We start from the raw sequence: 13554 nt of genomic DNA, 5'->3' as shown, positions 1-13554 counted from the left end.
GGTGCAGCAATTGAGGAAGTTTACTAGATGCATCGCTGTTCTTATTGTCGCTTTCCTCCTCAATTGTTTTGTACAAACTGAGGCAGCGGCAGCAAAGAACAAGGAGACCCAAGCGCCTGCAGCATGCAAAACGGTATTTGAGTGTCTGGATACAAAAGCAGGGAAAGAAGACCAGGCGAAGCAGCAGCAGGAAACCAAAGCGGAGAGTTCTGCCACAGGGGGAAGCGGTGTGGTCACATTTATTAAAGTGCTGTTCTCATTGGGATTGGTTTTGTTCCTGCTCTTCTTTCTTCTGAAAATGATACAAAAGCGGACAAAAAACTATCAAGAAGGCAAAGTATTGCAATCAATCGGGGGATTGAGTGTGGGGTCGAACCGTTCTGTGCAGATAATCAAGGCCGGTTCAAGTGTCCTTGTTATCGGTGTGGGGGAAACGGTGACCTTGCTAAAAGAAATTAATGAAGAAGAGGAAGTGAAGCAGCTGCTTTCTTCGTCTCCACAGGAAACGGGCAGCCGTTTGAAAAAAACATCTGGTTTTTCCGATGTTTTTAAGGCTCAGCTTGGTGAACTTTCAGGTGAACGGGGAGATTTGCTGAAGCGTTTCGTGCGGAAAGGAAAAGCGGATGACTGATTTACTTCCAAATCTTACTAACCAAACAGGCGGAATGGAAACAACGATACAGCTGTTGCTCCTTCTTACCGTTCTCTCACTGGCGCCAAGCATTCTCATTTTGATGACCTGTTTTACGAGAATTGTAATCGTTCTGTCGTTTGTACGAACGTCACTGGCCACGCAGCAAATGCCCCCGAACCAGGTGTTGATTGGTCTTGCGCTGTTTCTTACCTTTTTTGTAATGGCTCCTACTTTTCAGGAAATCAACAAGGAGGCAATTGGTCCACTTATCAGAGGGAAAATCACCCAGGAAGAGGCTTTTGACAAAGGGACGCTTCCTTTAAAGGAGTTTATGACAAAGCATACGCGTGAGAAGGATCTGGAGCTTTTTCTAAATTATTCCGGAGCCAAACGCCCTGAGAAGATAGAGGATATTTCCCTTATTGCGCTTGTACCGGCCTATTCGATCAGTGAATTGAAATCCGCGTTTCAAATGGGTTTTATGATCTTTGTTCCTTTTCTTGTAATTGATATGGTGGTCGCTTCTGTGCTGATGGCGATGGGAATGATGATGCTGCCGCCCGTAATGATCTCTCTTCCGTTTAAGATATTGCTCTTTATTCTTGTGGACGGGTGGTATTTGATTGTCAAGTCACTGTTATCAAGCTATTAAACAAGTAGGTGTTTTCGTTGAATCCTGAAGTCGTTATATCCATTGCAGAAAAAGGTGTTTATATGACTCTCCTCCTTTGCGGACCTTTGCTTGCAATCGCTTTGGCTGTTGGCCTGATTGTCAGTATTTTTCAGGCGACCACACAAATTCAGGAACAGACGCTTTCGTTTATTCCAAAAATTGCGGCTGTGTTACTGGCATTAATCTTTTTTGGACCCTGGATGCTTTCACAGCTCGTTTCATTTACGTATGACATTTTTAACAATTTGAATCATTTCGTAGGACTGTAATTCATGGATGCTATAAATTCTTTTCCAGCCTTTTTATTGATCTTCATGAGAGTGGGTGCTTTTTTCGCAACGGTTCCGATTTTTTCTTACCGGAATATTCCTAATGTCCATAAGATCGGGCTGGCGGCCTTTTTGTCATGGATTATGCTGTATGCCTTGGGAGCTCCAGAGGTGGCCGTGAATGGTGAGTTTATCCTGCTGGTCTTTAAAGAAGCGCTCGTTGGTTTATCGCTGGGCCTGATTGCCTCCATCCTGTTCTATTCCATTCAGGTGGCAGGGGGCTTTATCGATCTTCAGATGGGATTTGCGATCGCCGGTGTATTCGATCCTCAGACGGGTGTGCAGACACCGCTGCTCGGGAAATTTCTGTATCAGCTTGCACTCTTATTCCTTTTGGCACTGAACGGCCATTATCTGCTTCTTGATGGTCTGTTTTACAGTTATTCCTTTGTTCCTCTTATTGACGTTCATTTTGGTTTGGGGAATGGAGAAACGGCAAGGCATGCGGTATCTGTCGTGACAGCCATGTTTGTTATTGCCTTTCAGATGGCACTTCCCGTTGTCGGGACCCTTTTTTTGGTGGACCTGGCACTGGGCATTGTTGCCAGAACCGTTCCTCAAATCAATATCTTTGCCGTAGGCCTTCCTTTAAAGATCTTAGTGGCATTCGGTATTCTGCTGATTATCCTGCCTGTGTTTTTTATGAGTGTCCAGCATTTGAGTGATGAGACTGCACAGGCTATGAGAAAGCTTTTAATGCTGCTTGGAGAGTGATCACATGCCTCAAAGGCTGGATTTGCAATATTTTTCGGGGGAAAAAACAGAAAAGGCCACACCAAAGAAACGCGAGGAAAGCAAAAAAAAGGGACAGGTGGCCAAGAGTGCAGACGTAAATACCGCGGTTACCCTGTTTGCTGCATTTTTGATGCTCTGGTTTACCGGAAGTGCTGCAGCACAAAAATTGTTTCATTTGATGGAATTCACATTTCAGCACAATCTGACCGTTGAACTGACCGAGCAGAACAGTCAGCTGCTGTTTGTCGTGCTGGTGAAGGAAACTGCAGGAATTCTTCTTCCAGTGCTGCTGACGGTGCTTGCAGCGGGTGTCTTTTCCAATTTTATTCAAGTCGGCTTTTTGTTTTCAGGTGAAGCTGTACGGATGAAGTTTGAAAGGATCAATCCATTACAGGGATTTAAACGGATCTATTCCCTCCGTGCGCTCGTTGAGCTGACAAAATCGGTTTTGAAAATTGCCGTTGTTGGCTGTGTCACCTTCTTTGTCATATGGAGCAAGAAGGACCAGCTCTTAAAAGTTTCTCAGGTCAGCGTTGAGTCTGCTCTTGGCATGTATGGAAAGATGTCGTTTCAGATGGGGTTCTATGCAGCCCTGGTACTCCTTCTATTTTCCCTGCTGGATTATCTGTATCAGAAATACGATTTTGAAAAAAGCATCCGTATGTCGAAACAGGACATTAAAGATGAGTACAAAAAGTCCGAAGGGGATCCGAAAATCAAAGGGAAAATTAAAGAAAAGCAGCGCCAGATGGCCAACCGGAGAATGATGCAGAGCGTTCCGAACGCAGATGTGATCATTACGAATCCCACCCACTTTGCCATAGCTTTGCAATACGATGATCAAAAAATGGAAGCCCCGGTGGTGGTGGCCAAGGGGGCTGACCTAATGGCCCTGAAGATTAAAAAAATTGCCCGTGAAAATAAAGTGACGATGGTAGAAAACCGTCCGCTTGCAAGAACTTTGTACAGCAGAGCCGAAATTGGGGATGCCATTCCTGAAGATCTGTTTAAGGCAGTGGCAGAGATTTTGGCCTATGTTTACCACTTAAAGAATAAGGTGCATCGGTAAGGAGAGAAGGAATTGATGAAAGCAAGAGATATAAGCGTTCTAGTTGGGGTTATTATGATCATCGCCATGCTGATCATCCCTTTGCCGCCCTGGCTGCTCGACTTTTTCATCATTATTAATATTACACTGGCACTCGTAATTATATTAATTTCAATGAATATGCAGGAACCATTGCAATTTTCTATTTTTCCGTCTCTCTTACTGCTTGTCACTCTCTTCAGGCTGGGGTTGAATGTATCAACGACCCGATCCATCCTGGGTTCCGGAAAAGCAGGGAACGTGGTTCATACATTCGGAGAATTTGTAGTTGGCGGTAACATTCTGGTCGGAATCGTCGTCTTTTTTATCCTTGTTGTCATTCAGTTTATTGTCATCACCAAAGGATCAGAAAGGGTTTCTGAGGTAGCAGCCCGTTTTACACTGGATGCCATGCCTGGAAAACAAATGAGCATCGATGCTGATTTGAATGCCGGAATGATTTCTGACATGGAAGCGAAGGAACGCCGTGAAAAAGTGGAAAGAGAATCTGATTTTTACGGAGCGATGGATGGGGCCAGCAAATTTGTAAAGGGAGATGCCATTGCTGGAATCATCATCGTTCTTATCAACATGCTGTTTGGCATAATTATCGGCATGACACAGATGGGGCTGGGCTTTGCCGAAAGCGCACATACATTTACACTGCTTACAGTCGGTGACGGCCTGGTAAGCCAGATCCCCGCTCTGATTATATCGACGGCAACAGGGATTATTGTAACAAGAGCAGCATCGGAAGGTAATCTGGGCTATGACATCTCACGCCAGATTCTGGCTTATCCGCAAATGCTTATTGTTGCAGGTGGAACCATCATCGTTCTGGGTCTTTTTACGCCGATCAATGATTTGGTTACCCTGTCTGTTGGCGGACTTATTTCGCTCGGGGGATATCTTCTGTTAAAAGCAGAGAAAGAGAAAAAAGAGCAGGACGAAATCATGGAAGAAGATAACCAGACCGAACAGTTGAAAACACCTGAGAGCGTCATGAACCTGCTGCAGGTGGATCCTGTTGAATTCGAGTTTGGGTACAGTCTGATTCCACTGGCTGACACCAACCAGGGAGGAGACCTTCTCGACCGGGTAGTGATGATCCGCAGACAGCTGGCACTGGAGCTCGGCATCATTTTGCCGGTGGTCCGCATCCGGGATAATATCCAGCTGCCGCCGAGTGAATACCGCATTAAAATCAAAGGAAACGAAGTCGCAAAAGGAGAGCTGCTGCTCGATCATTACCTGGCAATGAGCCCAGGTATTGACGATGAAGCAGTGCAGGGCAAGGAAACGGTGGAGCCGGCATTTGGTCTGCCTGCCCTCTGGATTGGGGAAGACATGAAGGACCGTGCGGAAATGTCAGGCTATACGGTTGTAGATCCTCCATCGGTCGTTTCCACTCATTTGACAGAAATATTAAAGAAATATGCACATGAGCTGATCGGCCGACAGGAAACGAAACAACTGGTGGACCATATGAGAGAAAACTATCCGAGCCTCGTCGAAGAGGTAACTCCTGATCCATTATCTGTCGGAGAAATCCAGAAAGTGCTGTCCAAATTGTTAAAAGAAAAAATATCCATACGCAACTTGCTGGTGATTTTTGAAACGCTGGCGGACTTCGGAAAGATGTCACGTGATGTGGATCTATTGACAGAGTATGTCCGGCAGGCATTATCACGGCAAATTTCAAAGCAATATGGAACAGAAAATGAGCCATTGAATGTAATCACGCTTGGAGCCGGAGTTGAAAAAAGAATTGCGGACCATGTGCAACAAACGGAACACGGAAATTATTTGTCCCTTGATCCGGCAGATGCTCAGGAAATATACAGCCAGGTGATGAAAGAAATGGATCAAAGCAGGAATTTTGGACAGCTGCCTGTCCTTTTATGCTCGCCTGCCGTGCGCATGTACGTGAGGCAGCTGCTTGAGCGCCACCTGCCTGACCTGGTGATATTATCTTATAACGAACTGGAGCCTGATCTCGAAGTACAAAGTGTAGGAGTCGTCAATCTATGAAGGTAAAGAAGTACATAGCACCCACTATGCAAGAAGCAATGGGAAAGATACGCAATGATCTGGGAAGCGAAGCTTTTATCCTTCAGTCAAGACAGGTGCGGACGGGTGGCTTTTTTGGCTTTTTCACCAAGCAGAGCGTTGAGGTTATCGCGTTGCTGGATGTTGAAGAGGGAGCAGAGTCCGCTCGCAAAGCAGAAAAAGCCCAGAGCTCTTCACTTGTAGAAAAAAGCATCATCAAGGAAGATATTCCGTCGTGGCAATCCTACTTTAACGACCAGGGTGTATCGCATCTATTAATAGAAGAAATTATCGCCGATATGCAGGGAACCGCTAAAAACGGGGACACAAAACGCTGGCTGGAACACTGGCTTCTTGGTCGTGCATCTACTCCCTCATCTCCAGGCTCATTGTATGACACACAATTTTTAACGGTGGTAGGCCCGACGGGTGTAGGGAAAACGACTACGCTCGCGAAACTGGCTGCAAAGGCGAAGCTCGAAGATGGCAAAAGTGTCGCTTTCATCACGTTGGACACCTACCGGATCGGTGCGGTGGAACAACTAAAAACCTATGCTGAAATTCTGAAAATGCCGCTAAAAGTGGTGTACAATACCGAAGACTACGAGAAGGCAAAGCAAGAACTCTCTTCTTATGACTTGGTGTTGACCGACACGGCCGGCAGAAACTTTCTGAATCCGGAATCCATGGATGAACTGGGCGGCCTGCTGCAAGATCAGATGGATCACACAAAGTATTTGGTTTTATCGTTAACTTCAAAATACGAGGATCTCAAACACGTAATCCAGCATTTCAGCCGGACTGGAGTCAACCGGCTGATTCTGACTAAAAAGGATGAGACAGCTTCTTTGGGAGCGTTAATCAATATATTGCTGATAGAAAACACCATCCCGCTTTATATCACAAACGGACAAAATGTTCCAGATGACATTTCAACCGTTACACCGAAAGCGATCGTCAGCATGTTCCTGCAGCAGAAAAGAGATGCGTGATCAGGCAGAACAACTTCGTATACGAGTACTAGAGACGTCATTACAAGCGAAAAAAGCGAAGGTCGTTTCGGTGCTCAGCGGAAAAGGCGGGGTTGGGAAAACAAATGTAGCAGTGAACTTATCCCTTGCCCTTTCAGGACTTGGGAAAAAAGTGGTGCTGGTTGATCTGGATATCGGCATGGGCAACGTTCATCTGCTGCTTGGACTGACCCCGCGCCACACGATCGCCGATCTGTTTGAACATCACCTTTCCGTCAGGGAGATCATTGAAAAAGGCCCAGGCAGCCTTGATTATCTTGGTGGTGATAACGGTCTTCTCTCTTTGTTAGAGCTTGACCGCAACAGTCAGGTTCATTTTGTGAGAGAGCTTGAGAAATTATCGTCAGCCTATGATTATATCGTATTCGATATTGGTGCCGGTTTGTCAGAAGCGAGCTTGAAGTTTGTATTGGCCGGTCATGAAGTCATCCTGGTTGCTACCCCGGAAATTACATCGCTTACTGATGCGTATTCCATGATTAAGCTGCTTCATGCTGAACGGCCTGAACTCCCTGTCTGGACCATGATTAATCAATGTGAAAACGAACGGGAAGGCAGGGCAGTACATGACCGCTTGAACGAGGTGAGCTCCCGGTTTCTTGGAAAGAAACTGGCCAACTTGGGGCAAGTTTCTTTCGACCCGGCCGTGCGGCGGGCTGTTATGGAGCAATCGCCGTTTGTGCTGGAAAGTCCGCGCTGTGAAGCGAGCGGACAAATTCAAAAGGCAGCTCATTGTCTATTGGGGAACGCCAAGGTCCAAAAGGGAGCAGTTGACCAATCTTTTATTAGTAAACTTTTAAGTTTTTTGAGTAAAAGCTAGCGTTGTACACGAGGGGGAAGAAGATGGACACAAGTGAATATTTGGATATTTTTATTGAAGAAAGTAAAGAACATCTCCAGTCGATAAATGAATATGTGCTTCTTTTGGAGAAACAACCGGAAGAGCTGGCAACCATTCAGGAAATTTTTCGTTCTGCTCATACATTAAAAGGCATGTCAGCTTCCATGGGTTACGGCGATCTTGCAAATCTTACGCATGCGATGGAAAACGTTCTGGATGGGATCAGAAATGGTAAACTGCATGTGACACAGAAACTGCTGGATTCGCTGTTTGTTTCGCTTGACCATTTGGAAGAAATGGTCATGTCGATTGCAGCTGGCGGCGATGGAAAAAAAGATACGAAAGAACTGATACGCCTTTTGAACGGGATACTGGGGGAGGATACCCAGGATAAGGCCCAGACAGATACAAGTAATGAAGATTTACGCAGTTATGATGAATTTGAGCGTTCGGCGATCCATCAATCACTTGAGCAAGGTTTTCTGGTGTACAGGATTGAAGTTGAGCTCCATAAAGAGTGCCTGCTGAAAGCGGTGCGGGCCTATATGGTTTTCAATGCGCTGGAAAACCTCGGCGACATCATAAAGTCAGAACCTTCAGCCGACTTGATTGAACAGGAACAATTCAATCAAAGCTTTTTCGTTACGCTCATAACACAACAAGAAGCGGCGACAATTGAGTCGGAATTGTTATCAATCTCAGAAATCGAAAAAGTGGCACTAACGCCGCTTCAGCCGGTGGGCAGCGAACAGAAGGAAGCTGTGACAGAGCAGGTGGATGATCAAAAAGGCACCACAACAGGACCTAAAAAGAATTCCCCGCCAAAATCTGCAAAGACGATCAGGGTAAGCATTGAGAGACTGGATCTTCTGATGAGGCTTTTTGAAGAGCTGGTGATTGACAGAGGCCGTCTTGAAAGGATTTCAAGCGAGATGAAGGATGCTGCACTTCAGGAAACGGTAGAACGGGTTTCACGGGTTTCATCGGATTTGCAGGAATTAATTCTTAATATGCGGATGGTTCCCATTGACCAGGTATTCAACCGGTTTCCGAGAATGGTACGCGGATTGGCCAAAGATCTGCATAAAAAGGTGGAATTGCAGGTAGAGGGAGAAGAAACCGAACTGGATCGTCTGGTTGCCGATGAAATCGGAGATCCGCTTGTTCATTTGCTGCGTAATTCATTGGATCATGGTATTGAAGATCCGGAGCAGAGAATCCGTTCATGGAAAAGCGAAAAAGGCACAATAACCTTGAAGGCGTACCACAGCGGCAACCGTGTATTTATCGAGATTCAGGATGACGGGGCAGGAATTGATGCCGACAAGGTGCTTAATCGGGCGGTTCAAAAGGGGATTATCAGTGAGAATTCAGCCCGTACATTGACTGGCAGGCACGTTTATGAGCTGCTGTTCGCCCCTGGTTTTTCTACAGCTGAAGTGATTTCCGATATTTCCGGCCGCGGCGTCGGCCTGGATGCAGTTAAAAATAAAATAGAATCGCTCGGAGGGTCGGTTTCTGTGGATTCCACCGCCGGACAAGGTTCAACCTTTACCATCCAGCTTCCTCTGAACCTTTCCATCATACCGTCTCTGCTGGTCGAAGCGGGAACAGAAACATATGCTGTTCAGCTTCCATCGATCATTGAAACTGCATTGGTCGATCCTCAGGATATCATCATGGTCCATAAGCAGCCCATGATGGATTTCCGCGGAAAGGTTATACCGCTGGTTTCATTAAAGGATTGGCTCGAAGTGCCGCAGGGGGCCAAAAAAGGAGAGACCAATCGAGCGGTTGTTATTGTTAAAAAAGAAAACAAATTGGCCGGTTTGATCGTAGACGGGCTGATCGGGCAGCAGGAGATTGTCCTGAAGCCGCTTGGAAGCTATCTCGATGTTCCTTTTGTTTCAGGAGCGGCAATATTGGGAGACGGCCAGGTTGCCCTCATTATCGATTGCAATTCGCTATTTATATAACGGTGACAGAGAGGAGAATGAGTATGAGTGAGCAGGAATTAAAAATAGTCGTGTTCCGGTTAAAGGATGAAGAATATGGCGTGAATGTCCTTAATGTCCTATCCATCGAACGTGTTTCACCAATCACGCGGGTTCCGAAAACACCTTCATTTGTTAAAGGGGTGATGAACCTGCGCGGGGCGGTAACACCGGTTATTGATTTGCGGAGCCGGTTTGGCATGGAAGAGAAGGATGCGGATGACGACACCCGGATTATCATCGTGAATACGGAAGGAATGGATGTGGGACTGATTGTGGATGCAGCGAACGACGTGCTGGATCTGTCTCTTTCTGACATCGAGCCTACACCGGAAGTGGCGGGGGGCATAAACGCCCGGTATCTCGATGGAGTGGCCAATATGGATGGAAGGTTATTCATTCTGCTCCGTTTGCACAAGGTGCTCGACAAGGATGAAATAATGGAGCTTCAGGGAGCGGCTGATGAATCATAGAGGTGCGGTTTCGGTTGGACGTTAAAATGGTAAAAATCGGCTTGTCCGAGTTGGGATTCGGAGCGGGTACCACTGTCCTTCGCACAGCTGGCCTCGGCTCCTGTGTCGGTCTTGTGCTTTATGATGCAGATAAGAAGCTGTCCGGAATGGCGCATATTATGCTTCCACATTCTTCTTTGGCACGATCAAGGGAAACAAACGAAGCAAAATATGCTGACACCGCCATCAAAAGGCTGGTCCTTGGCTTAGAGGAGAGAGGAGCCAGGAGAAGAGCGCTGAAGGCAAAGATAGCCGGAGGAGCCGAGATGTTTCAAATGGTTGACCAGGCGTATGCCATGCGCATTGGCCCGAGAAACGTGGAAGCGATAAAAAGCGGATTGAAAGAGTGGGAAATCTCCCTGATCGCGGAACATACAGGCGGCAGCAAAGGGAGGACCATTGAATTTGTTACAGACACATGTGAACTTCAAATAAAAATAGTACGTCAGGGAGAGTTAGTGATTTAATAATGATTTTCAGGGGGAGTAGCATGATATCTTCATCTACAGCAGCAGCGGATGAACTGGAAATATGGAAAAGGTGGCATGAATGCCGTGACCGTGATGCAGGTGATTCTCTGCTCAAACAATACATGCCGCTTGTTCAGTATCATGTTCAGCGGATTGCGGCAGGTTTGCCGAAAAACGTTAATCGTGATGAATTAAAAAGCTTGGGAATGCTGGGCCTGTTTGATGCGCTTGAAAAATTCCAGCCCGAACGGGACCTTAAATTTGATACGTATGCCACATTCCGGATCCGGGGAGCGATTCTCGATGGACTGCGTAAAGTGGACTGGCTGCCACGGTCTCTGCGTGAAAAAACAAAAAAGATTGAAAGTACGATTGAAAAGCTCGAACAGGAAAAACTCCGCCGGGTAACAACCTATGAAATAGGAGCAGAACTGGGTATGCCTGAAACGGAAGTGGTTTCTGCCCTGTCCGAAAGCTTTTTTGCCAATGTTCTTTCAATCGATGAAGACCAAAGAGAAAGTGAAAGCAAAGAAAAGCTCGGGTATACAATAGAAGATAAAAATGGATTGTCTCCTGAGGCGGAAGTGGTTAAGGCCGAGCTGCATAAGGAACTTGCACAGGTGATCAGGGAGCTGAATGAAAAAGAACAGCTGGTGATTTCTCTGTTTTATTATGAGGAACTGACCTTTACTGAAATTGGTCATGTTCTGGAGCTTTCCACCTCAAGAATTTCGCAGATCCATTCCAAAGCGTTATCTCGCCTGAGACTGGTTCTTGCGCGATACATGTAACCGGGAACGGAAGAAAGAGTGGGGATCACTTGCTTTACTTTATAGCGGTTTTAAGTTTATTGCTGAACACCCTTTGCCTGTTTCTTGTTGCTGTTCTGTGGATGAAGCTCAAAACAACGGCTGCCGGTGCTTTCGATGACGTGGAGACCCAGGAGCTGGAGGAGATGCTTTTGGCGGTTGTCAGTGAAATGAAGGGACAAAACGAAGAAATCAAACAAATGCTATACGAAACGAAACGGGACGGACAGGAGCAAGGTGTGAAATCATCTGGCAAAATAGGGATTGCACAAGATCATAAAGAAGTGGAAGAAAATATTTTGCATCAGAACGTATTAACCTATGCCAAAAAAGGTTATACTGCTGAAGAAATTGCCAAAAAACTCAACAGAGGCAAGGGTGAAGTCTGCCTGATTTTAAAAATGAATAGCCTTTCATGAGAAATGCTTAAAACGGCAATATTTTTCTTGCTACATTCTGACGAAGTATGGTATAGTTACTTTCGGTGTTAATCACACACGCTTGTGGATTTAATCATTGGTGCTGCATTTGCAGTTTTGGTTAAAGTCGAAGCAGGCGGAGGAAAACAAAACCAGGAGGTGCCATCATGGCAGTAATTTCAATGAAACAACTATTGGAAGCCGGCGTACACTTTGGACATCAAACACGTCGCTGGAATCCGAAAATGTCCCGTTACATCTTCACTGAGCGTAACGGCATTTACATCATCGATCTTCAAAAGACAGTAAAGAAAGTTGAAGAGTGCTACAACGTAATGAAAGATATCGCAGGAAACGGCGGTAAAATCCTTTTCGTTGGTACAAAAAAACAAGCTCAGGACTCTGTAAAGGAAGAAGCAGAACGTTCCGGCATGTACTTCATCAACCAACGCTGGTTGGGCGGTACGCTAACAAACTTCGGAACCATCCGCAAGCGTATCAACCGTTTGAAAGAGCTTGAAAGAATGCAAGAAGACGGAACTTTTGATGTTCTTCCTAAGAAAGAAGTTATCCTTCTTAAAAAGGAAATGGAGCGTCTTGAAAAGTTCTTGGGCGGAATTAAAGAAATGAACGGCCTTCCAGATGCGCTATTCATCGTAGACCCACGCAAAGAACGCATCGCGGTTGCTGAAGCACGCAAGCTGAACATTCCGATTATCGCAATCGTGGATACTAACTGTGATCCTGATGAAGTTGACCACGTTATCCCAGGTAACGATGATGCGATCCGTGCGGTTAAACTTCTTACTGGAAAAATGGCTGATGCGATCATCGAAGCCAACCAGGGTGGAGAAGAGCAAGAAGCTCAAAACGAAGAAGAAACATCTGCATAAGTAATATAAACTAAAAGGGTGATGGAGGGGATATGCCCTTTCACACCCTTTTTTAATGCCAACCTTAGCTTTACATAAACCAAAGGAGGAATTTCATTATGGCAGTAACAGCTCAAATGGTAAAAGAATTGCGCGAAAAAACAGGCGCAGGGATGATGGACTGTAAAAAAGCATTGACAGAAACCAACGGGGACATGGAAAAAGCGATCGATTTCCTTCGTGAAAAAGGTATTGCAAAAGCAGCTAAAAAAGCGGACCGTATTGCAGCAGAAGGTCTTACTTCTGTTGTCGTAGAAGGCAACAAAGCTGTTATCCTTGAAGTGAACTCTGAAACTGACTTCGTGGCAAAGAACGAAAGCTTCACAGCGCTAATTTCTGTAATTGGTAAGCATCTTCTTGAAGCCGATGTTGCTACTGTTGATGAGGCGCTTGCTTCTACGATTAAAGGTGAAAACACAACAGTTGCCGAGTACTTGAACAACGCAATTGCCAAGATTGGTGAAAAAATCTCACTTCGTCGTTTCCAAATCGTTGAAAAAGGCGAAAATGCAGCGTTTGGCGCATACCTTCACATGGGTGGACGCATCGGAGTGCTTTCTGTAGTGGAAGGTACAACAGACGAAGCAGTTGCAAAAGATGTGGCAATGCACGTTGCTGCTGTTAACCCTCGTTACATCTCTCGTGACGCTGTAAGCGAAGAAGAAGTGGCTCATGAACGTGAAGTGCTTACTCAACAAGCGCTTAACGAAGGAAAGCCTGAAAACATCGTTGCTAAAATGGTGGAAGGCCGCCTTGGCAAATTCTTTGAAGAAATCTGCTTGAACGATCAGTCTTTCGTTAAAGATCCAGACCAAAAAGTTGGTAAGTACGTAGCTTCTAAAGGCGGTAAGGTTATCGCATTCGTACGTTACGAAGTTGGCGAAGGTATGGAAAAGCGCGAAGACAACTTTGCAGAAGAAGTAATGTCTCAAGTTAAAAAGTAATGGTGTAAAAAGTAAAAAAAGGGAGCACAGTGTGTTCCCTTTTTTTAAAAGAGCTTAGGAATAAAAAAAGCAATTACAGGTGATGGATACGGAGG

Annotated in this window: 15 protein-coding genes; all 15 read left to right on the top strand. The window is 45.6% G+C overall.

Features of this window, described 5'->3' with window-relative positions; translation table 11 throughout:
• Nucleotides 1-10 precede the first annotated feature (10 nt).
• The 15 genes from DMO16_RS05965 to tsf all read left to right on the top strand — a co-directional run bounded on the left by DMO16_RS05965 (nt 11) and on the right by tsf (nt 13459).
• On the top strand, nt 11-631 hold the full coding sequence (locus tag DMO16_RS05965; protein WP_129475980.1) for a flagellar biosynthetic protein FliO: 621 nt from the start codon (nt 11-13) through the stop codon (nt 629-631).
• Complete coding sequence (fliP, locus tag DMO16_RS05960) at nt 624-1286, top strand: flagellar type III secretion system pore protein FliP (protein WP_129475978.1); 663 nt, start codon at nt 624-626, stop codon at nt 1284-1286. The genes DMO16_RS05965 and fliP overlap by 8 nt, the downstream gene beginning before the upstream one ends.
• A gap of 17 nt (nt 1287-1303) precedes the next feature.
• Nucleotides 1304-1576, top strand: a complete 273-nt coding sequence (fliQ, locus tag DMO16_RS05955; RefSeq protein ID WP_129475976.1) for a flagellar biosynthesis protein FliQ — start codon at nt 1304-1306, stop codon at nt 1574-1576.
• Between the two features lie 3 nt (nt 1577-1579).
• A complete protein-coding gene (gene fliR, locus DMO16_RS05950) occupies nt 1580-2350 on the top strand; it encodes a flagellar biosynthetic protein FliR (RefSeq protein WP_129475974.1) in 771 nt (256 codons plus the stop codon).
• A gap of 4 nt (nt 2351-2354) precedes the next feature.
• Nucleotides 2355-3440 (top strand): flagellar biosynthesis protein FlhB, encoded by a 1086-nt coding sequence (gene flhB / locus DMO16_RS05945; RefSeq protein WP_129475972.1) that lies wholly within the window; start codon nt 2355-2357, stop codon nt 3438-3440.
• Between the two features lie 15 nt (nt 3441-3455).
• On the top strand, nt 3456-5489 hold the full coding sequence (gene flhA, locus DMO16_RS05940; protein WP_129480319.1) for a flagellar biosynthesis protein FlhA: 2034 nt from the start codon (nt 3456-3458) through the stop codon (nt 5487-5489).
• 38 nt (nt 5490-5527) lie between these two features.
• Nucleotides 5528-6499 carry a flagellar biosynthesis protein FlhF gene (locus DMO16_RS05935; RefSeq protein WP_206738065.1) on the top strand — a complete coding sequence of 324 codons (972 nt, stop codon included), beginning with the start codon at nt 5528-5530 and terminating at the stop codon, nt 6497-6499.
• Nucleotides 6492-7358: a MinD/ParA family protein gene (locus tag DMO16_RS05930; protein ID WP_164988866.1), complete on the top strand. Its 867-nt coding sequence runs from the start codon at nt 6492-6494 to the stop codon at nt 7356-7358. The genes DMO16_RS05935 and DMO16_RS05930 overlap by 8 nt, the downstream gene beginning before the upstream one ends.
• Before the next feature lie 23 nt (nt 7359-7381).
• Nucleotides 7382-9355 carry a chemotaxis protein CheA gene (locus DMO16_RS05925; protein WP_129475966.1) on the top strand — a complete coding sequence of 658 codons (1974 nt, stop codon included), beginning with the start codon at nt 7382-7384 and terminating at the stop codon, nt 9353-9355.
• 23 nt (nt 9356-9378) lie between these two features.
• Nucleotides 9379-9846, top strand: a complete 468-nt coding sequence (locus tag DMO16_RS05920; protein WP_129475964.1) for a chemotaxis protein CheW — start codon at nt 9379-9381, stop codon at nt 9844-9846.
• Between the two features lie 26 nt (nt 9847-9872).
• Nucleotides 9873-10352 (top strand): chemotaxis protein CheD, encoded by a 480-nt coding sequence (locus DMO16_RS05915; RefSeq protein WP_129480318.1) that lies wholly within the window; start codon nt 9873-9875, stop codon nt 10350-10352.
• A 23-nt stretch (nt 10353-10375) separates the two neighbouring features.
• The gene (locus tag DMO16_RS05910) at nt 10376-11146 is read left to right on the top strand and encodes a FliA/WhiG family RNA polymerase sigma factor (protein WP_061969469.1); all 771 of its coding nucleotides are present in this window, start codon (nt 10376-10378) and stop codon (nt 11144-11146) included.
• A gap of 29 nt (nt 11147-11175) precedes the next feature.
• Nucleotides 11176-11583: a DUF6115 domain-containing protein gene (locus DMO16_RS05905; protein WP_129475962.1), complete on the top strand. Its 408-nt coding sequence runs from the start codon at nt 11176-11178 to the stop codon at nt 11581-11583.
• A gap of 167 nt (nt 11584-11750) precedes the next feature.
• Complete coding sequence (gene rpsB, locus DMO16_RS05900) at nt 11751-12476, top strand: 30S ribosomal protein S2 (protein WP_061969473.1); 726 nt, start codon at nt 11751-11753, stop codon at nt 12474-12476.
• Nucleotides 12477-12574: 98 nt separating this feature from the next.
• Nucleotides 12575-13459: a translation elongation factor Ts gene (gene tsf / locus DMO16_RS05895; protein ID WP_129475960.1), complete on the top strand. Its 885-nt coding sequence runs from the start codon at nt 12575-12577 to the stop codon at nt 13457-13459.
• The last annotated feature ends 95 nt before the right edge of the window (nt 13460-13554 follow it).

Origin of the sequence: Fictibacillus sp. S7 (genome assembly GCF_004127935.1) — a bacterium.
GTDB lineage: Bacteria > Bacillota > Bacilli > Bacillales > Fictibacillaceae > Fictibacillus_C > Fictibacillus_C enclensis.
This window is presented reverse-complemented; position numbering and strand designations above follow the sequence as displayed.